General features: G+C 70.1%; 21 protein-coding genes and 3 pseudogenes. 11 read left to right on the top strand and 13 right to left on the bottom strand.

Annotation, left to right across the window (positions count from 1 at the left end; translation table 11 throughout):
• Positions 1 to 147: 147 nt before the first annotated feature.
• Positions 148 to 1,352: pseudogene (gene cbiE, locus AQJ11_RS51575) on the top strand (precorrin-6y C5,15-methyltransferase (decarboxylating) subunit CbiE); the annotation flags it as partial.
• A gap of 25 nt (positions 1,353 to 1,377) precedes the next feature.
• Positions 1,378 to 1,578 (top strand): annotated as a pseudogene (locus tag AQJ11_RS51570) (SAM-dependent methyltransferase); the annotation flags it as partial.
• Positions 1,579 to 1,715: 137 nt separating this feature from the next.
• Here AQJ11_RS51570 and AQJ11_RS33645 read toward each other — a convergent pair.
• The gene (locus AQJ11_RS33645) at positions 1,716 to 2,294 is read right to left on the bottom strand and encodes a TetR/AcrR family transcriptional regulator (RefSeq protein ID WP_059265711.1); all 579 of its coding nucleotides are present in this window, start codon (positions 2,292 to 2,294) and stop codon (positions 1,716 to 1,718) included.
• A gap of 88 nt (positions 2,295 to 2,382) precedes the next feature.
• Between AQJ11_RS33645 and AQJ11_RS33640 the strand changes: the two genes are divergently transcribed.
• Positions 2,383 to 3,264: an SDR family oxidoreductase gene (locus AQJ11_RS33640; protein WP_059265710.1), complete on the top strand. Its 882-nt coding sequence runs from the start codon at positions 2,383 to 2,385 to the stop codon at positions 3,262 to 3,264.
• Positions 3,265 to 3,383: 119 nt separating this feature from the next.
• Here the strand turns inward: AQJ11_RS33640 and AQJ11_RS33635 are convergent, their stop codons facing one another.
• Positions 3,384 to 3,623, bottom strand: a complete 240-nt coding sequence (locus AQJ11_RS33635; protein ID WP_244218467.1) for a hypothetical protein — start codon at positions 3,621 to 3,623, stop codon at positions 3,384 to 3,386.
• 200 nt (positions 3,624 to 3,823) lie between these two features.
• Positions 3,824 to 4,774 carry a Gfo/Idh/MocA family protein gene (locus AQJ11_RS33630; RefSeq protein ID WP_244218466.1) on the bottom strand — a complete coding sequence of 317 codons (951 nt, stop codon included), beginning with the start codon at positions 4,772 to 4,774 and terminating at the stop codon, positions 3,824 to 3,826.
• 142 nt (positions 4,775 to 4,916) lie between these two features.
• Here AQJ11_RS33630 and AQJ11_RS33625 point away from each other — a divergent pair, with 142 nt between their 5' ends.
• Positions 4,917 to 5,465: a TetR/AcrR family transcriptional regulator gene (locus AQJ11_RS33625; RefSeq protein WP_079082516.1), complete on the top strand. Its 549-nt coding sequence runs from the start codon at positions 4,917 to 4,919 to the stop codon at positions 5,463 to 5,465.
• Positions 5,466 to 5,670: 205 nt separating this feature from the next.
• Positions 5,671 to 5,841 (top strand): hypothetical protein, encoded by a 171-nt coding sequence (locus tag AQJ11_RS33620; protein WP_159061725.1) that lies wholly within the window; start codon positions 5,671 to 5,673, stop codon positions 5,839 to 5,841.
• A gap of 264 nt (positions 5,842 to 6,105) precedes the next feature.
• On the opposite strand, the gene AQJ11_RS33615 is transcribed toward AQJ11_RS33620, so the two are convergent.
• Positions 6,106 to 6,264, bottom strand: coding sequence for a hypothetical protein (locus AQJ11_RS33615; protein ID WP_159061724.1), 159 nt, complete (start codon positions 6,262 to 6,264; stop codon positions 6,106 to 6,108).
• Between the two features lie 630 nt (positions 6,265 to 6,894).
• Between AQJ11_RS33615 and AQJ11_RS33610 the strand changes: the two genes are divergently transcribed.
• Positions 6,895 to 8,121 (top strand): cytochrome P450, encoded by a 1,227-nt coding sequence (locus AQJ11_RS33610; protein WP_059265706.1) that lies wholly within the window; start codon positions 6,895 to 6,897, stop codon positions 8,119 to 8,121.
• A gap of 61 nt (positions 8,122 to 8,182) precedes the next feature.
• Here the strand turns inward: AQJ11_RS33610 and AQJ11_RS33605 are convergent, their stop codons facing one another.
• The 6 genes and pseudogenes from AQJ11_RS33605 to AQJ11_RS33580 all read right to left on the bottom strand — a co-directional run.
• Positions 8,183 to 9,448: a cytochrome P450 gene (locus AQJ11_RS33605; protein WP_059265705.1), complete on the bottom strand. Its 1,266-nt coding sequence runs from the start codon at positions 9,446 to 9,448 to the stop codon at positions 8,183 to 8,185.
• Entirely contained in the window at positions 9,445 to 10,062 is a 618-nt protein-coding gene (locus tag AQJ11_RS33600; protein WP_014669948.1) for a GTP-binding protein, read from the bottom strand. Before AQJ11_RS33600 ends, AQJ11_RS33605 begins: the two co-directional genes overlap by 4 nt.
• Positions 10,043 to 10,399: a DUF742 domain-containing protein gene (locus tag AQJ11_RS33595; RefSeq protein WP_041664859.1), complete on the bottom strand. Its 357-nt coding sequence runs from the start codon at positions 10,397 to 10,399 to the stop codon at positions 10,043 to 10,045. Before AQJ11_RS33595 ends, AQJ11_RS33600 begins: the two co-directional genes overlap by 20 nt.
• Entirely contained in the window at positions 10,396 to 10,815 is a 420-nt protein-coding gene (locus AQJ11_RS33590) for a roadblock/LC7 domain-containing protein (protein ID WP_014669950.1), read from the bottom strand. Before AQJ11_RS33590 ends, AQJ11_RS33595 begins: the two co-directional genes overlap by 4 nt.
• A gap of 126 nt (positions 10,816 to 10,941) precedes the next feature.
• Positions 10,942 to 12,678 carry a sensor histidine kinase gene (locus tag AQJ11_RS33585; RefSeq protein WP_244218465.1) on the bottom strand — a complete coding sequence of 579 codons (1,737 nt, stop codon included), beginning with the start codon at positions 12,676 to 12,678 and terminating at the stop codon, positions 10,942 to 10,944.
• Positions 12,679 to 13,116: 438 nt separating this feature from the next.
• Positions 13,117 to 13,398 (bottom strand): annotated as a pseudogene (locus tag AQJ11_RS33580) (IS630 family transposase); the annotation flags it as partial.
• A gap of 953 nt (positions 13,399 to 14,351) precedes the next feature.
• Here AQJ11_RS33580 and AQJ11_RS50065 point away from each other — a divergent pair.
• Positions 14,352 to 14,489, top strand: a complete 138-nt coding sequence (locus tag AQJ11_RS50065; protein ID WP_014669952.1) for a hypothetical protein — start codon at positions 14,352 to 14,354, stop codon at positions 14,487 to 14,489.
• 26 nt (positions 14,490 to 14,515) lie between these two features.
• Here AQJ11_RS50065 and AQJ11_RS50060 read toward each other — a convergent pair whose 3' ends face one another.
• Both AQJ11_RS50060 and AQJ11_RS33570 read right to left on the bottom strand, forming a co-directional pair.
• Positions 14,516 to 14,752, bottom strand: coding sequence for a hypothetical protein (locus tag AQJ11_RS50060; protein WP_059265704.1), 237 nt, complete (start codon positions 14,750 to 14,752; stop codon positions 14,516 to 14,518).
• Between the two features lie 218 nt (positions 14,753 to 14,970).
• Positions 14,971 to 15,636 (bottom strand): TetR/AcrR family transcriptional regulator, encoded by a 666-nt coding sequence (locus AQJ11_RS33570; protein WP_014669954.1) that lies wholly within the window; start codon positions 15,634 to 15,636, stop codon positions 14,971 to 14,973.
• 175 nt (positions 15,637 to 15,811) lie between these two features.
• On the opposite strand from AQJ11_RS33570, the gene AQJ11_RS33565 reads away from it, so the two are divergent.
• The 4 genes from AQJ11_RS33565 (at position 15,812) to AQJ11_RS33550 (ending at position 19,145) form a co-directional block, all read left to right on the top strand.
• Positions 15,812 to 16,843, top strand: a complete 1,032-nt coding sequence (locus AQJ11_RS33565; RefSeq protein ID WP_059265731.1) for a medium chain dehydrogenase/reductase family protein — start codon at positions 15,812 to 15,814, stop codon at positions 16,841 to 16,843.
• Positions 16,844 to 16,902: 59 nt separating this feature from the next.
• Positions 16,903 to 17,433: an SRPBCC family protein gene (locus AQJ11_RS33560; protein ID WP_014669956.1), complete on the top strand. Its 531-nt coding sequence runs from the start codon at positions 16,903 to 16,905 to the stop codon at positions 17,431 to 17,433.
• A 173-nt stretch (positions 17,434 to 17,606) separates the two neighbouring features.
• The gene (locus AQJ11_RS33555; RefSeq protein WP_059265703.1) at positions 17,607 to 18,179 is read left to right on the top strand and encodes a hypothetical protein; all 573 of its coding nucleotides are present in this window, start codon (positions 17,607 to 17,609) and stop codon (positions 18,177 to 18,179) included.
• Between the two features lie 150 nt (positions 18,180 to 18,329).
• Positions 18,330 to 19,145 carry a TauD/TfdA dioxygenase family protein gene (locus tag AQJ11_RS33550; RefSeq protein WP_014669957.1) on the top strand — a complete coding sequence of 272 codons (816 nt, stop codon included), beginning with the start codon at positions 18,330 to 18,332 and terminating at the stop codon, positions 19,143 to 19,145.
• A 91-nt stretch (positions 19,146 to 19,236) separates the two neighbouring features.
• Here AQJ11_RS33550 and AQJ11_RS33545 read toward each other — a convergent pair whose 3' ends face one another.
• Positions 19,237 to 19,740 carry a P-loop nucleotide/nucleoside kinase family protein gene (locus AQJ11_RS33545; RefSeq protein ID WP_059265702.1) on the bottom strand — a complete coding sequence of 168 codons (504 nt, stop codon included), beginning with the start codon at positions 19,738 to 19,740 and terminating at the stop codon, positions 19,237 to 19,239.
• Positions 19,741 to 19,754: the final 14 nt, after the last annotated feature.

Here is a 19,754-nt window from a genome sequence, read left to right as displayed (position 1 = left end):
ATAACTCTCCTGGGTCGCGCACCTCGGCACACAGACGCTGGTCGGAGACCAGCAGAGTGCGCCACCGGTCCTCTCCGAACTCCGAGCTGGCAGGCAGTGAACCCCGCTCGGTCCGACTCCGACAGCCCCGATTCCGTGCCGCGCGCCGTGGCCGTCGTCGGGATCGGGGTCGAGGGGTGGGACGGGCTGCCCGAGACCTCGCGAGCCGTGCTGCTCGATGCCGAGGTGCTCATCGGAGGCGCCCGTCATCTCACGCTGCCGCCCGCCGCGTGCCGGGGTGAGCGCATCCCCTGGCCCTCGCCGCTGAGGCCCGCGGTCCGCGGCCTCTTCGCCGCTCATGGCGGTCGCCGTATCACCGTGCTGGCCAGCGGCGACCCCATGTGCTACGGCATCGGGCGGACCCTCATCGAGGAACTGGGCGCCGGTGCGGTGCACGTCCTGCCGCACCCTTCCTCCGTCTCCTACGCCTGTGCCCGCCTCGGCCGGCCCTGGGAGGACACCGACGTGGTGACCCTCGTCGGACGGCCGACCGCCCGGCTCGCCGCCGCGCTGCATCATGGGCGCCGGCTCCTCGTGCTCAGTGCCGACGCCGCCACGCCCGGCCAGGTCGCCGCACTGCTGCGCGACCGCGGTTTCGGGCCATCGAGGATGCGGCTGCTCGAACAGCTCTGCGGGGGGGGGAAGGAATGTGTGACGGCCGAAGGCGCCGCCGACGACTGGCCGCATCCGCCCAGAGACCCCCGCAACATCGTCGCCGTCGAGGTCCGCCGCGCGCTGAGAACCGACCGACCCCGACTCGGCGCGGTCCCCGGACTGCCCGATGCCGCCTATGAGCACGACGGGCAGCTCAGCACGCGCCACGTCCGCGCCGCCGACGCTCGGCGTGCTCGCGCCCGGCGAGTTGCTGTGCGAGATCGGCGGCGGGTCGGGGGCCGATCGCGATCGAGTGGATGCGCACGCACCCGTCGTGCCGGGCGGTCACCGTCGAGCGGGATCCGGTGCGCGCGGAGCGGATCGCGCGGAACGCCGAGCGGCTGGGCGTACCCGGGCTGCGCTTCGTGACGGGTGCCGCTCCTGCCGTACTGGCTGAACTCGTCCCACCGTCCGCCGTGTTCATCGATGGCGGGCTCACCGCGCCCGGGCTGCTCGATGCCTGCTGGGACGCGCTGCCGGCCGGCGGACGCCTGGTCGCCAACACCGTGACGCTGGAGTCCGAGGCGCTGCTCGCCGACGCCTACCGGTGCCACGGCGAACTGGTCAAGCTCGCCGTGGCGCACGCCGTGCCCGTGGGCGGGTTCACCGGGTGGCGGCAGGCGATGCCGGTCACGCAGTGGGCCGTCATGAGAAGACCCCCAACCCCTCTCCTGGAGAAGACAGATGACCGTGTACTTCATCGGCGCCGGCCCCGGTGCCGCCGACGTGATCACGGTGCGGGGCGCCCGCACGCTCGCCGCCTGCCAGGTCTGCCTGTACGCGGGCAGCCTGGTCCCGCGCGAACTGCTCGCCGAATGCCCGCCGGAAGCACGGCTGGTGGATACCGCCCAGCTCAACCTGGACGAGATCACTGCCGAGTGGGTGCCTGTCTGCGCAGTAGGTCGTCTGTCAGTGATCGGCTCCGAGGTTGTCAGGACGAGCAGGGCGTCTCGGAGGCGGTCGACGGGCGAAGTGCCCGTGGCGCCGACAGGGCCCGGCTGGCGGCAGCCGAGCGGCGTCGGTCAGCCCAGTGATGCAGTTGCCGCACGCAGGTCTTCCAGGGCTGCCAGTGCGTGTGGCGCGAGCCCTTCGGTGCCGTCACGATCGCTTTCGGACCACTCGGCGTATCCCCGTTTGAACGCGAGGACTCCCAGCTCGGCCGCGAGGTGCGCGGTCGGCTCGGGGACGCCGCGGGCGATGAGCGCGGCTGTCATGGCGGCCGCGAGGCCGACGCTCTTGAGGGCGTCGCGCTCTTGTAGTTCGGTGCTGGCTGCCACGGCTGCTTTGAGGCGGGGGCCGAGTTCGCGGTTCGCCGGGCCCATGGCGCTCGATGCGCGCTCAAGACCGGCTGCCACCGCCTGGAGCGGGCTGGCGCTCGCGGGGGCCTCGGTGATGCCTTCGGCGAGCAGCCTGCTGAGCGTCTCCTGACCGGCGACCAGTAGCTCGCGCTTGTCGGAGAAGTATCGGAAGAAGGTGCTCTTGGTGACGCCGGCGCGCTCGGCGATCTGCGTCACCGTGGTGGCGTCGTACCCCTGCTCGGTGAACAGGTCGACGGCCGCGACGACGAGTCGCTGGGCCGCTCCCGGTTGCCATCTAGCCATGAGACCAGGATAGGTGATGGGACACCTGTCCCGTCACCGTGTAGGGTCAGTGATGGGACAAGAGTCCCATCACTTTCAGGGAGAGCTCATGCATGTCTTCGTCACCGGCGGTACCGGCACCATCGGCTCCGCCGTCGTCGCCGAACTGCTCGGCAACGGCCACACCGTTCTCGCACTGGCTCGTTCGGACGGCTCCGCGCAGGCCCTTGAGCGCGCTGGTGCCGAGGTGCTGCGAGGAGACCTGGCCGACCTCGACGCTCTGCGGTCCGGCGCGGCGCAGTGCGACGGCGTGATCAGTCTGGCGTTCGGACGCGACTACAGCAGTCCGGACGCACTCGCCCAGGCCATCGCCGAGGAGAGCGCGGCTCTCACCGTGCTGGGGCAGGAACTCATCGGAAGCGACCGCCCGATCGTCACGGTCTCCGGTACGCCCTGGGTGCCGGGGCGGGCCTCCACCGAGACCGATCCGCTGCCGACCGACGGACCGGTGGGCGGCCGAGGCCGTTCGGTCAACGCGCTGCTGGACCTCGCCTCGCGCGGTGTGCGCAGCACGGCTGTCCGTATGCCGCGCACGGTCCACAACGAGGGCAAGGGGGGATTCGCCGGCCTGTTGACCGATCAGGCGCGCCGCACCGGGGTGGCCGGCTATCCGGGCGACGGCACCCAGCGCTGGCCGGCCGTGCACGCGCTCGACGCAGCCGTCCTGTTCCGTCTGGTCCTTGAGTCGGCACCGGCCGGGACTGCCTGGCACGCCGTCGGCGACGAGGGCGACGCGGTGCGGGACATCGCCACAGTCATCGGCCGGCGACTGGGCCTGCCGGTCGAGGAGGTTCCGCAGGACAGCTTCGGCCCGTTCGGCCCGATTTTCGCCATGGACCAGCCGGCGTCCAGCGCCCACACCCGCGATGCCCTCGGGTGGCAGCCGACCCACCCCAGCCTCCTTGAGGACCTGGAGAACATTCAGCCCTGACGCACCCCGGTTCCAGGGAACCGTCTGTGCTCGGCTCAATGCGTTACTGGCAAAGGGCTGGAATGCCCGGTGCCGGGATGCTCAAAGTTGTCGTGGTGGCTGTGTGCTGAGCAAATCCGTCAGGGATTGACGTCGAAGTCCGTCAGGACGAGCAAGGCGCGCAGGAGGCAGGTGGCGCGGGCGGGGTCGGTGCGGAGCTTGGTGAGGATCCGCCGGTTCTTGAGATGGGCGAAGCCGTGTTCGACCGGTGCCCGTCCGACGCGAGGACCCGGTTGGTGGTCTTCTGGCTGGGGTGAGCTTGTGGGTGCGGCTGCATGGGAGCCGGTGACGATCACAGGATCGAGTACGTCGTTGTCCACGCCGCGATAGCCCAGGTCCGCCAAGGCCCCGAGGCCGGCGGCGCGCAGGTGGGCCAGGATTGCGAGCGAGGCGTAGTTCAGACCTTTTCCGTGGCGCCGGTCGCTGCGGCGCGTTCGATGGCCGCGAGCACCCGGTGATGGGCCGCGGCGGTGTGGAAGTCGGGTTGGGGTCGGCGCCCTTCGGCGATCGACTGGGCGATCTACTGGTAGACGGCCGCGACGTTGGCGACCGGTCCACCGGCAGGGTCGAAGGGGACGGTCCGGTAGTCGTCGGGCACCTGCACCTGCTCGCCGTTGACCCGGATGTCCCAGTCGGTCCAGTGCATGTACGTGCCCGGTCGGGTGGGAGCAACCGTCACAGCACCCTCGGAACCAACGAGCTTGATGAGGAAGCCGTCCGGGCTCCCACTGCCTCCGTATACGGCGACGGACGCGGCGGCGCCGTTCTCCAGGACGCCGTGGAGCAGTACCTGTGCGGGCACGCCGTTGGGCACCGTGCGGCCGGTTCCCGTGACGGCGACGTGGTCGTGCGGGCGGGGCAGCCTCGCGGAGACCTCGACCAACCTGCCCGCCATCCGGTCCAGGGTGGCCAGGAAGTGGCCGGCCATGATGGTCAGGAGTGAGGTGCCCGCAGCCGGGTCGGTGGACCATGCCAGCTCCGGCGCGATCCGGGGGCCGCCCAGTGGGTCGCCGGCGGCGACCAGGACGGCCGATTCGAGTCGGCCGATCGTGCCGGCGGCGATCAGGTCGGCTACGTACCGGGCGTCCGGGGACTGGTACCCCTGCAGGTTCACGGCGTGAACGACACCGGCCGTACCAGCCGCTCGGGCGAGGTCCTCCGCTTCCGCGGCGTCCACGCCCAGCGGCCATTCCGACAGCACGTGCTTGCCCGCCCCCAGCGCGGCCCTGATCACCTCCGCGTGCCCGGACGCCCTGACCGACACCACGACCAGGTCCACGTCGGGATCACCGGCGAGGGTTCCGGCATCGATGTAGGCACGTGGTACGCCGTGGGCAGCCGCCGCCTTGTCGGCGCTGGCCTGGTTGGTCGTCGCGACCGCGGTCACCTCGAACGCGTCGAGTCCGGCGAGTGCGGGCAGGTGCGATGCACCGGCCCAGCCGCTCGCTCCCACAACCCCGACTCTGATCATGTGCCCTCCCTGTTTCTGTACCGATCGATAAGAAACTAGGGGAGTCGCAGCCGGGATTCAAGGGGTAACGTACCGATAGGTAAAAAACTTGAGGAGGTGGCGCATGTCAGGCGGTCGCCCACGTGCCTTCGACCCGGAAACCGTGCTCGACCGGGCACTGGAGGTCTTCTGGCGGCAGGGCTATGAGGGAACGTCCCTGTCGGACCTGACCGCGGCCATGGGCATCAACAGGCCGAGTCTGTACGCGGCTTTCGGCAACAAGGAACAGCTGTTCCGAAAAGTGCTCGACCGCTACTTCACCAGCCCCGGAGCCTTTGCCGCCGAGGCCCTGGAGGCGCCCACCGCGCAGACCGTCATCGAACGGCTGCTCCTCGGGGCCATCGAGCTGACCACGGGGCCCCACACTCCCCACGGATGTCTGAGCGTCAACAGCGTCCACGCCTGCGGCCCGGACTCCGAGCCGATCCGCCAGGAGGTGATCGCCCGGCGCATGGCCGGCGAAGCTGCGCTCCGCCATCGCTTCGAGCAGGCAGCCGAGCTCCCGGCAGACACCGATCCGCGCGTCCTCGCCCGGCTGGTGTACACCATCACCGACGGCATCGCCGTACAGGCGGCGAGCGGCTGCACCCGCGACCAGCTGCACCAAGTGGCCGACATGGCATTGCGCACGCTGTTTCAGCTGCCAAGCTGATCAGGCGTCATGCCTGGGCCATCCGCACAGCCGCTGGCGCCAAGCACTTGATCTTTGCAGCAGGGCCGGGTGGCGGGCGGCTTGGCGCCAGTTCCCCGTCGGATGGCCCCCGTCTGGCTCGGAGGGGGAGACGAGTCGCAGGACGGGGCGCTGTGGAGCGGAATTGAACCGGCGCCTGCCGAGCGCGGTGCGGACGGCCGGCCGAATGCGGACGACCGGCGCGCACTGGCTGCTGCTGCTCACCGCCGAGCGGGAGGTCTTCGGCAGCCGGCGCAGCCGGCGGGCCGCCTCGTTCTGCGAGGTGCTGGAGCAGATCCTGGCCCAGCACCCGCCAGAGGCCTCCGGCCGGCCCGAGGAAGACGCCCCGGCCGGCTGACCGCCGGGCGGCAGGGCGCAGCCGCGCCGACGGTGGCCTACCAGGGCGCTGCCGCCCCGCCTGGCAGGTGCCGGAACTCGTGCATGTCCCTGTGCCGTCCGGGCACCGCAGGCGTCACGCCCCACCGATATACGCCCTGACCTGCACCAACGCTGCCGTGTGACCGGCAGCGGCAGTGTGACAGCGTGACACCGGCGTTCTCGCAGCAGGAGTCCGGCCAGGCCGCCGACGCGCTCCGGTTCCGCGCCGCCCGAGGGTTGCGGACTACTCGGCCTGGGGGGTGGGGGTGATGCCGAGCTCCTTCGGGTTCTCGCCGGCGAGGTCGGGGTCCGCGGGCGGTGTGGTGCCCTCGGACCCCGACCTCGCCGGCCAGGGCAGGTCGACGAGCAGGGGGGCGGAGCACTCCCCTGAACGGTGGCACAAGCACACCTTCGACCTCTTCACCCGCCATCTCGTCACCCCGATCACCAACCGCGCCGCCCCGAGCACCACCGTCCGCATCCGCGACGACGACGAACGGGAACTGGAACTGGAACAGTGGGTCTACACATGGCACGTACGGCCCCACATGGGACGGGGAGCGCGTCGTGTGGGAGCCCACGTCGCCCGACGGCTGGCTGGAACTGAATACCCAGCTCACAGCACTGGCGGCCGAACGAGACGAACAGGCTCCCAACCAGCGCGCCCGTGTGCGCCATGCCGGCTGAGGAGCGGCCGGTACAGAGGGACTCACCCCGCCCACCGCGCTGCGCGGGCTCACCCCGGTGACGGGTGCCGGGGCCGGGCGACGGTGATGTGATCGAAGGTGTCACGAACGCCGACGGGTTCGGCACTCACTGATGATGCCCGTTCTCGACGCGCGCGGGTGAAGCCGATCAGCGCGGCGCGGCGGGCGACGGACGGGACCCGATCGCGGCTCGGTCCCCAGGCCGACCGACCGCCGCGCAGCGCTGATCGCCCTTCACGGCAACTTTCAATCCAGCAGATCTTTTTGACGAGTCAAAAGATCCATAACCTTGCGGTGATGGTCACCCATCCGACTTGAGGAGTTCCGTGTCCGCTGCCCACCACCTCCCGGACATCCTGTCGCCCGAGTTCGCCGCGAACCCCTACCCGGCCTATGCGGAGATGCGGGAGAAAGAACCCCTGATCTGGCACGAGGCCACCCAGAGCTACATCATCTCCCGCTATGAGGACGTCGAACGCGTCTTCAAGGACAAGAAGGCGGAATTCACCACAGACAACTACAACTGGCAGCTAGAGCCGGTCCATGGCAAGACGATCCTGCAGCTCAGTGGCCGCGAACACGCCGTGCGCAGGGCCCTCGTCGCCCCCGCGTTCCGCGGCAGCGACCTGCAGCAGAAGTTCCTGCCGGTCATCGAGCGCAACTCCCGCGAACTCATCGACGCCTTCCGGCACACCGGCTCCGCCGACATCGTCAACGACTACGCGACCCGTTTCCCGGTCAACGTCATCGCGGACATGCTGGGCCTGGACAAGGCCGACCACGCGCGGTTCCACGGTTGGTACACCGCCGTCATCGCCTTCCTCGGCAACCTCTCGGGGGATCCGGAGGTCGCCGCCGCCGGTGAGCGCACCCGCGTGGAGTTCGCCGAGTACATGCTTCCGGTCATCCGGGAACGGCGTGCCAACCCGGGCGACGACCTGCTGTCCACCCTGTGCGCCGCGGAGGTGGACGGGGTGCGCATGAGCGACGAGGACATCAAGGCCTTCTGCAGCCTGCTGCTCGCGGCAGGCGGTGAGACCACCGACAAGGCGATAGCCGGCATCCTGGCGAACCTCCTGAGCCATCCCGACCAGCTCGCGGCCGTCCGTGCGGACCGGAGCCTGATACCCGCAGCTTTCGCGGAGACCCTCCGCTACACACCGCCGGTCCAGATGATCATGCGGCAGTCGGCGACCGACGTGGAGGTCACCGGTGGCACCATACCGGCGGGCGCCACGGTGACCTGTCTCATCGGCGCCGCGAACAGGGATGAGCGGCGCTACCGCGACCCCGACCGGTTCGACATCTTCCGCGACGACCTCGCCACGACCTCGGCCTTCTCGGCAGCTGCCGGCCACCTCGCCTTCGCGCTCGGCCGGCACTTCTGCGTGGGCGCGCTCCTGGCCAAGGCGGAGGTCGAGGTGGGCTTGAACCAGTTGCTGGACGCCATGCCCGACCTGCGCCTCGCGGACGGGCACGATCTCGTTGAACAGGGCGTCTTCACCCGGGGCCCGAAGACGCTGCCCGTGCGCTTCACACCGGTCACGGCTTGACGCAACGGCTTCCTCCGCGCCCGGGGTCTGCCCGGTGCGCGGGGGGCTGGTGCACAAGGGGCTAGTTCATGGCCGGGGTGAACTCCACGGGCAGCGACGTCAGGCCACGCATCCAGATCGAGGGACGCCAGGTCAGTTCCTCGGGCTCCACCGCCAGCACGAGGTCGGGGAGGTGTTCGAGCAGGGTCTCCACCGCTGTGCGGGCCATGACGTCCGCCAGCAGCGGCGCGGGGTACGGACAGCGGTGCTCGCCGTTGCTGAAGGAGAGGTGCGCCGAGTTGCCGGAGCCGGCGTGTGGCTCCGGCCAGATCTGCGGGTCGGTGTTGGCCGCCGCCAGGCCCAGCACGAGGCAGTCCCCTTCCCGGATGTGACGCCCACCCAGCTGTGTGTCGCGCACGGCCCAGCGGCCGATGAAGTTCTGCGTGGGTGTGTCCAGCCACAGGACCTCGTTCAGCGCCTCGCCGACGCTGACCCGGCCGCCGGCGACGTTGACCGCGAAACGCTCGTCGGTCAGCAGCAGACGCAGGGTGTTGCAGATCCAGTTCGCGGTCGGCTGCTGCGCGGCGGCGATGACGGAGATCAGATCCTGCACGATCTCCTCGTCGCCGAGACCTGCGGGGTGGAGAATCATGCGCGAGGTGACGTCGGGGCCGGGACGCTCGCGCTTCTCCTTCACCAGCCGCATGATGCGCTCACCGACGCGCGTGTACGCGGCCACCGGGTCGTCGCCCTCGCCGGCGTCCAGGGAGATGCGCAGGTCGTCGACGAGGCGCTCGGTGTCCGCGTCCTCCGCCGGCATGCCGCACATCCACAGCACGCCGCGGGCGGGCAGCGCGTGCGCGTACATGCTCATCAGTTCCGCCCGGCCACTGCCGGAGAAGGAGGAGATCAGCCGCGCGGCGATCAGCTGACACTCACGGGCCAGCTCGAACTGGTCCACCCCCTCCAGAGCCTGGGTGATCACCCCTGCCCGGCGCTGGTGCTCGGCACCCTCGGTGAAGAGCACCGACGGCTGGTACCCGACGTACGGCAGCAACGGCCAGTCCGGTGGGATGTGCTCCCACTGGTTCCAGCGGCGGGAGTCCCGAGCGAACAACTCGTCATGAGCCGTCACATAGCAGACCTCGGGGTAACCGAGCACCAGCCAGGCCGGGATGCCGCCGTCGAGCAGCACCGGCGCGACCGCTCCGTGCTCCCTGCGCAGGGTGCGGTACAGCTGCGAAGGCGTCTGCTGGTACTCCAGCCCGGCCAGGGGCACGGCGGAGCCGTGCGCGGGACAGCCCGGGGGAGGGGCGTCCGTGGACGGGAAACCGGTCGTGTCGCTCACGCTGTGCTCTCCTTGGCCAGTGCACGTGTGTACAGGTGGTCCACCAGAGCGATGAGGACCTCCTTGCCCGACGCCCTGACGCGGGCGTCGCACTCGATCATGGGCACGTGCTCGCCCAGGGCGAGTGCCTGACGGACCTCGTCGAGGGAGAACCGCTTCTCGTCGCCGTCGAAGCGGTTGACCGCAACCACGAACGGTGTGCCGTGGTGCTCAAGCCGGTCTATGGCGTACCAGCAGTCCTCCATGCGGCGGGTGTCGACCAGGACGACCGCGCCGAGGGTGCCGGCGAACAGGCGGTCCCAGAGGAACCAGAAGCGCTCCTGGCCGGGCGCACCGAACAGGTAGAGCACCATGCGGTCGTTGAGGCTGATACGGCCGAAGTCGAAGGCGACGGTCGTGGTGGTCTTGCGCTCCACCCCGGCCGTCTCGTCGATGCCCTGTCCCGCCTGGGTCATGAGCTCTTCGGTGTTCAGGGGCCGGATCTCGCTGACCGAGCGCACAAGGGTGGTCTTGCCGACCCCGAAGCCGCCCACGACGACGATCTTCAGACCGGTCTCGGCCGCAGCGGTCAGCGGTGTGCGCTGGGAGGGCAGCTCAGAGGTTGCGGAGCCCATGGAGCACCTCCTGGAGCAGGGCGGTTTCTGGAAGGCCCGCGACGGACGCGGCCGCGCGCGGGTGGCGGGCGCTGACCTTGCCCAGGGCGCACAGGTCGCCGAGCAGGATGCGCACCACGGTGATGGGGAGTTTCAGCTCGGCCGCGATCTCCACCACCGCGGTGGGATGCCGGCACAGTTCGAGGATGCGGACGTGCTCCGACTGCATACCGGTGGAGGGCTCGCACTCGCTGACGATCAGTGTCACCAGGTCGAGAGACGCATCGGCTTCACTCCGGCCACCCGTGACCATGTAAAGCCGGTCGGGGTCGCCGAGGTCCACGGGTTTACGCATCACGCCGGGGCGCCCCGCTCGACGGGCTTGCGGGGCTCGGCCCGCAGGTGGTCCCCGATCTGCTCGACCATTTCCGTCATCTGGTGGCCGACGACACCGGGGTCGGCGCTCTCCTGGGCGACGACCGCGAGGTGAGCGCCCTCGCCCGCCTCCACGATGAACAGAAGGCCACCGTGGAACGCGGTCATCGAGTGCCTGACGCCGCCCGACCCGTCGCCGAACTCCACGGAGGCGCCCTGGGACAGCGCCTGCATGCCGGAACAGATGGCGGCCAGTTGGTCGGCCTGATCGACGGTCATGTGTTCCGTCCAGCACAGTTTCAGACCGTCGCGCGACAACACGAGGGCGTGGCGCGTGCCGGGCGTGCGGTCCAGCAGGTTCTTCAGGAGCCAGGTGAGGCTGTTGTCGGTGGTCTCCATGATGGGTGGGGGCTGCTGCTGACCGGTGAGGTCACCAGCAGCCCCCGTGCCTCCAATCCAGCGAAGTGCAGCGAGAAGTAGGGTCAATCAGTCCGGGGAAGCCTGCTGACGAAAGAGGCTCAGCCCTCAGGCGTCGGGCACGGTGTCGTGCGTGTCCCCGTCGGCCGAGGCGCCCTCGGCGCGGCGCCGACCGCGGTGGAAGGCCCCGAACCGGCTTCCCGCGTCGAGGGCGGGACCGGGCACGCGCGGATCGGCGGGTGTCTGGGCGGCCGGCTTGCGCCGGGTGCGCTCGGCCTCGGCCATGGCGCGGCCCGGGGCCCGGACAGGCAGTCCGTTGGCGGTCGCCCCACCACGCCCGGCGGTCACATCTGACGTGGCCGGGGCCGGGGAGGCCGGCAGCGGTGCGGTCCGTGCGGCCGGTTCCGGGCGTGTCAGCCGCGGCTCGTCGGCGGGGCGCGCGGGCGAGTGCGGTGCCGGTGCGGCCTGCCGCGGCCGCTCGGTCGGGAGCGGCTCGTGCCGCTGGGCGACCAGCTGCGGCGGAATCAGGACGACGACGCCCGTGCCGCCGCGCGAGGAAGGCCGATAACTGACGCTGATGCCGTACTTGACGGCGAGTCGCCCCACCACGCCCAGACCCAGCCGGGTGCCCTGCAGCGAGGCGAGGTCGGTGACGCGGCCGGAAACAGACTCCACCGCCCGCCGCATGGCCGCGTCGGACATCTTCAGGCCGCTGTCCTCGATGGTGACCACAAGGCCCGCGCTGCGTTCCTCCACGTAGACGTGGACCTCGTCGATGGGAGGGGAGAAGTTCGCGGCGTTGTCCATGAGTTCGGCCAGCAGGTGCATGACGCCCTCAGCCGCGAAGCCGCTGATCGCGGCCCTGCTGGAGGAGTGGAGACGCACACGCCGGTAGGCGGCGATCCTGCCGACGGCACCCCGCAGGATGCTCTCCATGACGATCGGCTTGTTCCACACGCGGCTGGAGCGACCGCCCATCAACAGGGCGAGCCGGTCAGTCATCAGACCCAGCTGCGAGGTGCTGTGGTCCAGACGCAGCAGGTCGCCGAAGACCTCCTCGCCATGCCGTTCCTGCATCTCGCGCAGATCGGCGAGCATGCTGACGGTCTTGGCCTGGACCCGGCTGAGGGCCTTGGCGGACGCGGCCTGCGCGGCGGCGGAACGCCTCTCGCTGTAAGCCAGTTCGCGTACGAAGCGCTCGGCCGACGACCGCAGCAGAACGTTGTGCGGCCAGTCGAACTTGGCGAGCACCGTGTCGGCGGAGCTGCCTTCCCGCAGCAGGGCGATGGCGGCGGGGAGCGTTTCCTCGGCCACACGCCTCAGCTCGGCCGTGTCCCGTTCCAACTGGGCTCGCACATCTTCCAGTCCGGACTCCGCCTCAAGGGCGCGTCCGACCGATGTGGCCAGCTCAGTGGCCACAACGCGCAGCAACCGTTGCAGGTGGGGGTCGGAAGGGAGGGTGACCGTCGACAACGCCTCTTCGACGCCGGTGCCGTTGCGTACCTGGTCGATGACGTCCGGCAGGATCACGTCGACGAGCCGGGACGTTTCGGCAGACTGGTGCCGCCACGCGTTCCTGGCGAGTTCCAGTTCGTTGCCCTGCTCGGCGGCGCGCCGGTGAGCCCGGCGAACCAGGACCGAGGCCCGGCTGACCACTGCCGCGATGCAGATCCAGGCGACGATCACCGTGCCCCACACCCAGCGCCGGCCGTCCTCGGGGGCGAGGACGGCCGCGGTGGCGGCGCCGGCGGCGGTGACGGCCAGGAGTACGGGCAGCGCGTACGGTGAGGCGGGCGCCGCCCCTCCGGCGCCTCGGCGCTGGCGGGAGCGAGCTGGTATAGGCATTCCGCGGTCCCTCGGTCCGTGCATACGGGGGCTGTGTGGACGATTGAGCATCACCGATGCCGTGGAAGGGCGGCCGGTCGTAAGACGGCACCCTTCCGGTAGTTGATCGTCGCTCATGCTAGTCACCCAGCGGAGCACGGATGACCGGCCGATGCGTTCGACCCACCAAGACTTCACTTCGTCGGAAAACAATCACCACAACATGCGTCTGTGATAACAGGGCTGCCGCTCGCGCGGCTGCCCTGTAGTGGTGCGAAGGCGGACATGCGTGCACTTGATATCCAGTTCCTCGCGCCGTGCGCCGCGACGTCAGGAGCGGAAGCGTACAGTTCTCGCCAATCACCGGTCTACCGGGGAGTGTTCGGCCAGGGAGGATCACCTCAGTCCCGGCGAAGCGGCCCTTCGGTGACCGCCGGGTCGCGCCAGCGCTCGTACAGCCCGGCCGGCGCGGATCGACTTCAGCGCGGCCAGTGTGTTTGCGGCACCCTTCCTGCGGCCTTTGACGCCCCACAGGCGGTCGTCCCCGATCGAGTGGCAGCCGTGGAAGCAGCACACGCCGTGGGTGCGGTGGAAGGTGGCCGGCACCCGGTCGGGGTGCTTCTGCCGGGCCCATCCCGAACCTGCGGTGGGACAGATCCCGAGCGGGCCGAACTCGTGGAAGGCGAAGACCCGGTCGGGGAAGCGGTCCAGTACTTCCTCGATCCGGTCAGGCTTCGCCTCCACGCCGTTGCCGGCGTGTGCCTCGAACTGGGCGAGCGTGCCTATCCGGTACGTCCGGTGCCGCTTGCGAGTGCGCTTGATCCGCGGCCGTGTCGGCTCCGCCGGTTGTGGCGTTTGGGCCGGTGGTGACCGACATACCGCAGAGCCGCGGCTGGACCCGTAAGCCGAGGACGGCCAGCGCGCCTACGAGGCCGCCTACGGCGCACGCCCCGGCCAGACAGACGACGGCAAGATCACGGAACACGAGGCCGCCCTGTGGCCTCGTGCGACGACGAAGTCCGCGTCCGCGGCCACATCCGGGCGTTGGTTGACGCGGCCGACGCTGGGGCCACCAGCGAGGCGATGCGGTCCGACGAGGAGATCACCGCGTCCGGCACCTGATCCGGCGGGTCTGCGGCGACCTGGACGATCTCCCCGACGAAGACCGCGCCCAGATTCACGCTGCAAGCCAACCTGGCCAACTACCTGGAACCCGACAAACGCCTGACCGCCCGAGTCCGCCGGCTGGGGACCCGCCTGTCGCAGGCCCGGCCAGGCACCCCTCCTTCCCCGCCGCGCGCCAAGCGCCGGCGCCTGCACTCCCCCAACCTCCGCACCTGCTCCTACTCCGCGCGAGCGGGGCGGGGCAGAGTGGCTTGTCGGCCAACATCAGGCCCGAACAAGGCATCACGTCATACAGATCTCTCTCGTCGGCTCCAGAAGCAGTTGGATGACTTTCACTCGCCACCCTCATCCGGGTGCCGTGCCCAAGACAGGAGTGGAAGATGTTCCCAGTTACACGAGGCCTCGCCGCAGCGGCCGTTGCCGGAGGGGTTCTGCTCAGCATGGCCAGTCCCGCAATAGCTGCTGACGTCCCTCAGCCAAAAGCATCACCCCAAGCCTCTGTCGTCTGCTCCGTCGTACCCATCGACGCCACCATCCGCAGCACACCCGGAGGCCAGACCGTCGGAACCATGCACTCCGGCGACCGGTTCCGCGTGGACAACTTCAACGACAACGTGTGGGTGATCGGCGCGGGGTATCGCCTGGACACTGGCTACCTCATTGCCGCTGGGTACACCCTGCGCAGCAATCTCATCTGCAACCTCTGAGCCCAGACCACGGACGCTGGAACCTCTCACCTCCCGGTGCACAACCCACCCGGCGGCAACGAGGGGGTGCTGGCCGCGCCGTTCGTGCCCGGCGGGAGGTCGGCGGCCTGCTGTATCCGGGCGGCGCGGACCATCCCTGGCAGCACCGCCGCTTCTCCGCCGGGTGGGGCACCCGCGAGGTGATCGACCACCGGCCGGTCGTGCCCGACGTCGTGGTCGAGTTCGCCGGGGACACCGCGGTGGACGAGGGCCGCTACCGGCATCCCGTCCGCTATCTACGCGTACGGGACGACCTGCACCCCGCGCAGCTGTCACCCCCAGGAACCCAGCCCGGCGCCACACCCGCGCCGCCGACTGAGCGCGGGCTCCCCGCCGTCGGCGACGCAGATCAGGTTCTGCTGCCCGCCAACCCCTGGACATGGCGGCCTTGGCCGGCTCGGCCACTGGCGACCGAACGACACCTTGCGCCTGGAGGGAGCGCCTACTGGCTCAGGTGGCGCAGTTCGTTGTCGTAGAGCTCGGCCGGGTCGAGGCCCATGCCGGTGAAGTGGCCTGCCAGTTCCAGGGAGAGGATGCCGTGCAGACGGGTCCAGAAGAGCAGGGCGCGGCGCAGGGCGGCCGGGGGTGCGGGGTGGCCGGCGGCCCATTGCCGGTGCTGGGCGAGGTGGGCTTCCAGGCGGGTGTCGGGGTGGCCGTCGTCCACGGTGACGACGGTCTTGCCGGTCGGCTGGGCGGCGTCGAGGAGGGCTTGCATGATCTCGGATGCGATCGCGGTGATGTCGTCGGGTGCGTGGTAGCCGGGGACCGGTGTGCCGTAGATGAGGAAGTAGCGTTGGGGGTCGTCCAGTGCCCATGCGCGCAGCGCGCGTCCCAGTACCGCCAGGTCCGCGCCGGAGGCGGCGGCGGTGCGGATGGTGTCGGCGAGGCTGCTGTAGGCGTCCCGGATCAGTTCGGTGATCAGCTCGTCCCGGCTGGCGAAGTACCGGTAGAGCGCGGGGCCGCTCATGCCCATCTGCTTGGCGATGGCGTTCAGGGAGAGTCCCGTTGCCCCGGCGGCGGCGATCTGCTCCCAGGCGCGCTCCTTGATCTCGGCCCGTAGCTGGGCGCGGTAGCGCTCGCGGGGGGTCTCCTTGCCCGCGACGGTCATGTGCTCATCCCTTCTCGCGTGTGATCACCGGCTCCTGGGGATCCGGGCCGCTCGGCGCACGCTCTGAGTTAGAGCCTATTACGAAAGCTCTTGACTGTCACTCTGCGAAGGAGTTATAACTTCTAACGAAAGCGCCAGCTACTAACTGTGCTGGTCAAGGTCGATGGAGGTCGTCATGAACGCTGCGGAGATGGTCGAGGTCGTGCTGCCGGGCAAGGTCGAACCCGAGGGGCTCGAAGTGCGGCAGGGACCCGTGCCGACCGCCGGCCCGGGCCAAGTCGTCGTCCGGATGGAGGCGACCGGTGTCTCCTTCGCCGAGCAGCAGATGCGCCGCGGCCGCTACTACGACCAGCCGCCCTTCCCGTTCGTCCCCGGCTACGACCTGGTCGGCACCGTCATCGAGACCGGAGAGGGCGTCGCTCCCGGCCTCGCCGGCACCCGGGTGGCCGCGCTGCTCAAGGTCGGCGGCTGGGCCACTCACGTGGTCGTCGACGCCGCCGACATGGTGCCGGTCCCCGACGGGATCAGCGCGGCGCAGGCGGAGACCGTGGTGATCAACGGCATCACGGCCTGGCAGATGCTGCACCGAAAGGCCCGCGTGCGCGCCGGGCAGACCGTCCTGGTGCACGGCGCCAACGGGGGAGTCGGCTCGGTCCTGGTCCAGCTCGCCCACGCCGCGGGCGTCCAGGTGATCGGTACCGCCTCCGCGCGCCACCACGCCGCCCTGCGCGAAGCGGGAGTGATGCCGATCGACTACCGCACCGAGAACATCCCCGCCCGCGTCCGTGAACTCGCCCCGGGCGGCGTGGACGCCGTCTTCGACCACGTCGGCGGCCGCAGCGTCGTCGACTCCTGGCAGCTCCTCGCGCCCGGAGGCACGCTCGTCTCCTACGGCAGTGCCTCCACCCGCGACGACGAAGGCTCCAAGCAGTGGCCCGTCCTCAAACTCCTGGCCCGCGTATGGCTGTGGAACGCCCTGCCCAACCGCCGCCGCGCCTACTTCTTCAACGTCTGGGCCGGCCGCGCCCTCACCCCCAGCCGCTTCAGGGCCCGGCTGCGCAACGACCTCACTGAGGTCTTCACCGCACTGCACCGAGGTGACATCACCCCGGCCATCGCCGCCCAACTGCGCCTCGACCGCGTCGCCGAAGCCCTGCGCCTGGCCGAGTCCGGCACGGTCAGCGGCAAGGTCGTCCTCGTCCCGTAACCACGCCGCCCCCGCACCCGACACCCCGGACCCACCACCGCGCACAGACGGAGAACGCCATGCTCGCCACCCTGCTCACAAAGGCCGCAGCCGTGCCCACCGCCCTCCTGATCGCTCTGCCAGGACAGGCCGCGGCTCCCCATCAGCCGCCGGGCATCGACCCGGACGCCCCCGTGATCACCCGCGACGACATCGTGATCCAGGCACCGCTGACACGCGTCTGGAACATCCAGACCGACGTGGACGCCTGGCCCACCTGGCAGCCCGACGTCACAGAGGCCGCCAAGCAGACCCCCGGTCCACTGCGGAAGGGCTCCGTGTTCGTGTGGTCGGTCAACGGCCTGCGGAACATCACCTCAACCGTGAAGCAGGCCCGTCCCGGGCACCGCATCGTCTGGGGCGGCCCCGCCCAGGGCATCACCGCCGTACACGTATGGACCTTCCGTCAGGAACGCGACGGAGTACACGTCCACACCGAGGAGTCCTGGTCCGGCGCTCCCGTCGAGTCCGACACCGCGAACCTCCAGGCGGCACTCGACGCGTCCCTCGACGCCTGGCTCCACAACCTCAAGGCCGCAGCCGAAAACTGAAAGCGCTCAAGCGGAAAAACGGTGCAGGCCAGGGTCCACGGGGGGATCAGTCCGCAAGACCCCCCGATGGGCGAGGCCGCTGTCGGTGCACTGCGCTGTCCGACCTGCACGAACCGCTGGAACCGCTGGACAGCTACCCCGACGAACTGCCCCCGCCCCGCCAGTGCGGCGACGTGAACCTGGTGGGCCTGCTCAGCGTCGCCGACGATCTCGCCCGCAGTCTGGCGACGCTGAAGATCCGGGTGCGGCCCCACGGCCCGAAGACCTCGCTTGTCAGCCCCGAGAAGGCCCGCGAGAACGCGGCGAAGGAGGTCGACCGGCTCCTGGGTACCGCCGTCCACTTCCAGCGTCACGCCCCCGCCGCGAAGCTCGGGCGGTGCGTCCTGGGCGCGGACTCCAAGGAGGACTGCTCCACCGAGGACGACGTTCTGCTGGTGGGCTCCCCGAGCGGCAGCCGGCTCGCCCGTACGCGTCGGGTACCCGCAAGGCGATCTGAGCGGTCGGTGCCCAGCAACTCGTTCCCGACGTGGCGACGGCTGCGGGAGAACCACGGGCAGATCACGTTCATCGGCAAGATCCTCATCGTGGAGCGCGAAGCCTTCCCTGAGCGGGGCGTGGTTGTCCTGACCCGCGACACTGTGGGCTTCCGAGCCGCTTCCCGCCGGGCGGCCCGACCGGTCCCGATGGAAGTTTCATGCAGACGCAACGATCCATCCCCCAACCGCCTGCTACACATGGTGGGGTGAACTCCCCAGCGCTCTACCGCAGGTTGTACCTGGACCTGGCGCGCGTCGACGCCTCCGCGTGTCGACGCTTCTGACGTCGCCTGCACCCGTCCCGTGTGCGGCGACCACTCGCGCGTCATTCCTGTACGGCAGTACTGAGAGGGGAAAGCCATGACCACCACTGTCGCGAGCCACGAGATACGGCGGGCCGGTCCGCGGTTCGGCGCCGAGGTGACCGGCATCGACCTGGCGGCCGGCGTCGACGACGCAACCGCCGAAGAGCTGCGCCGGGCGTTCCGCGAACACAAGGTGCTGGTGTTCCGCGGCCAGCACCTCACACCGGAGCAGCACGTCGAGGCCGTACGCATCTTCGCGGAACCCTTCGACCACCCGACCGCGGTGAAGGACCCGGCCCATCCCCTGGTCTACCCGTACAACGTCCAGCACACCGGCAAGGCCAGCACCTGGCACATCGGCGGACTGTGGCGGCAGCCGGTCTTCGCGATCGAGTCGCTGACCTACGAGGTCGTGCCCGCGCTGGGCGGCCACACCCTGTGGGCCGATCTCCAGGCGGCATACGACGACCTGTCCGAGCCGTTCAAGGAACTCCTCGAATCGGTCGGCGCGGTCTACGACGCCAACGCGGGAAACTACGCGCAGGGCAGCAAGCGAGAAGCGGTCGAGGAGACCGTCGAGCATCCGGTCGTGCTGACCCACCCCGAGACAGGCCGGAAGGGACTGTTCATCAGCACCTCGGCGCTCGGCCTGACGGGCGTCACGCCGCAGGAGGGGAAGGTGCTGCTCGACCACCTGCTCAGGCACGCGTCATCGCCCGACTACACCATCCGTTTCGGCTGGAACGCCGGTGACTTCGTGCTCTGGGACAACCGGGCGACCTGGCACTACGCCGTGGACGACTACGGAGACGGCGCCCGCGTCTACCGCAAGGTCATCGGAGCGGAACCGGTACGTCAGCCCGTGGCCTGAACACGTCCGGCGGTCCGAGCGCCTGCGCGGACCGCCGGACGGCAGAGCGGAGTTGGCCGAGACCGCGCGTCGCACCGCAGTCAGGTACCCGTCAGTGCGACCGGAGGCGAGCGAGTAGCGCGGCCAGTGACTCGCGCGGTTCCTGCCCGGCCGTGTCGACGACGACGCGCTCGCGGTCCCATGGCTCGTACTCCCGGTCGACGACCTGCTGCCAGTTCGGCAACGGCAGGTCCGGAATGTCGACGGATCGCGAGGTCACGCGGAGCCGGTGTTCAGCCGGGTCGGAGCAGACCACCTCCACGTCGAGGACGGGCACACCCGCGCCGACGGCCGTGGCCCGCCAGGCGTCACGCGTCACGCTCAGCGGGTTCACCGACTCCGCGATCACGGTCAGCCCCTGCCGCAGATGCTCCTCGGCCAGGGCGTATCCGACGACGTAACCCACCGGGCCGACGGGGTGCTGTGCCAGTCCGGAGCGGACGATCGCCTGCTCGATGGTGTCCACCCTCAGGTGGACCGCACCGATCCGGGCCGCCAGGAGACGGGCGAGGGTGGTCTTGCCGGTACCGGGCAGGCCGCCCATGACGATGAGCACGGTTCATCCTTCCG

Origin of the sequence: Streptomyces corchorusii (assembly GCF_001514055.1) — a bacterium.
Taxonomy (GTDB): domain Bacteria; phylum Actinomycetota; class Actinomycetes; order Streptomycetales; family Streptomycetaceae; genus Streptomyces; species Streptomyces olivaceoviridis.
The sequence above is the reverse complement of the archived record's forward strand: the minus strand, read 5'-3'. Positions and strand labels throughout refer to the sequence as shown.

What these genes read in the sequence shown, in the direction of transcription:
- AQJ11_RS33565 (WP_059265731.1), top strand. Translation starts at nt 15,812, where the DNA reads ATGAACGCTGCGGAGATGGTCGAGGTCGTGCTGCCGGGCAAGGTCGAA.
- AQJ11_RS50065 (WP_014669952.1), top strand. Translation starts at nt 14,352, where the DNA reads ATGCACTCCGGCGACCGGTTCCGCGTGGACAACTTCAACGACAACGTG.
- AQJ11_RS33550 (WP_014669957.1), top strand. Translation starts at nt 18,330, where the DNA reads ATGACCACCACTGTCGCGAGCCACGAGATACGGCGGGCCGGTCCGCGG.
- AQJ11_RS33590 (WP_014669950.1), bottom strand. Translation starts at nt 10,815, where the DNA reads ATGGAGACCACCGACAACAGCCTCACCTGGCTCCTGAAGAACCTGCTG.
- AQJ11_RS33600 (WP_014669948.1), bottom strand. Translation starts at nt 10,062, where the DNA reads ATGGGCTCCGCAACCTCTGAGCTGCCCTCCCAGCGCACACCGCTGACC.
- AQJ11_RS50060 (WP_059265704.1), bottom strand. Translation starts at nt 14,752, where the DNA reads ATGCCGGTAGCGGCCCTCGTCCACCGCGGTGTCCCCGGCGAACTCGAC.
- AQJ11_RS33585 (WP_244218465.1), bottom strand. Translation starts at nt 12,678, where the DNA reads ATGCCTATACCAGCTCGCTCCCGCCAGCGCCGAGGCGCCGGAGGGGCG.
- AQJ11_RS33570 (WP_014669954.1), bottom strand. Translation starts at nt 15,636, where the DNA reads ATGACCGTCGCGGGCAAGGAGACCCCCCGCGAGCGCTACCGCGCCCAG.
- AQJ11_RS33620 (WP_159061725.1), top strand. Translation starts at nt 5,671, where the DNA reads ATGCGGACGACCGGCGCGCACTGGCTGCTGCTGCTCACCGCCGAGCGG.
- AQJ11_RS33630 (WP_244218466.1), bottom strand. Translation starts at nt 4,774, where the DNA reads ATGATCAGAGTCGGGGTTGTGGGAGCGAGCGGCTGGGCCGGTGCATCG.
- AQJ11_RS33640 (WP_059265710.1), top strand. Translation starts at nt 2,383, where the DNA reads ATGCATGTCTTCGTCACCGGCGGTACCGGCACCATCGGCTCCGCCGTC.
- AQJ11_RS33560 (WP_014669956.1), top strand. Translation starts at nt 16,903, where the DNA reads ATGCTCGCCACCCTGCTCACAAAGGCCGCAGCCGTGCCCACCGCCCTC.
- AQJ11_RS33645 (WP_059265711.1), bottom strand. Translation starts at nt 2,294, where the DNA reads ATGGCTAGATGGCAACCGGGAGCGGCCCAGCGACTCGTCGTCGCGGCC.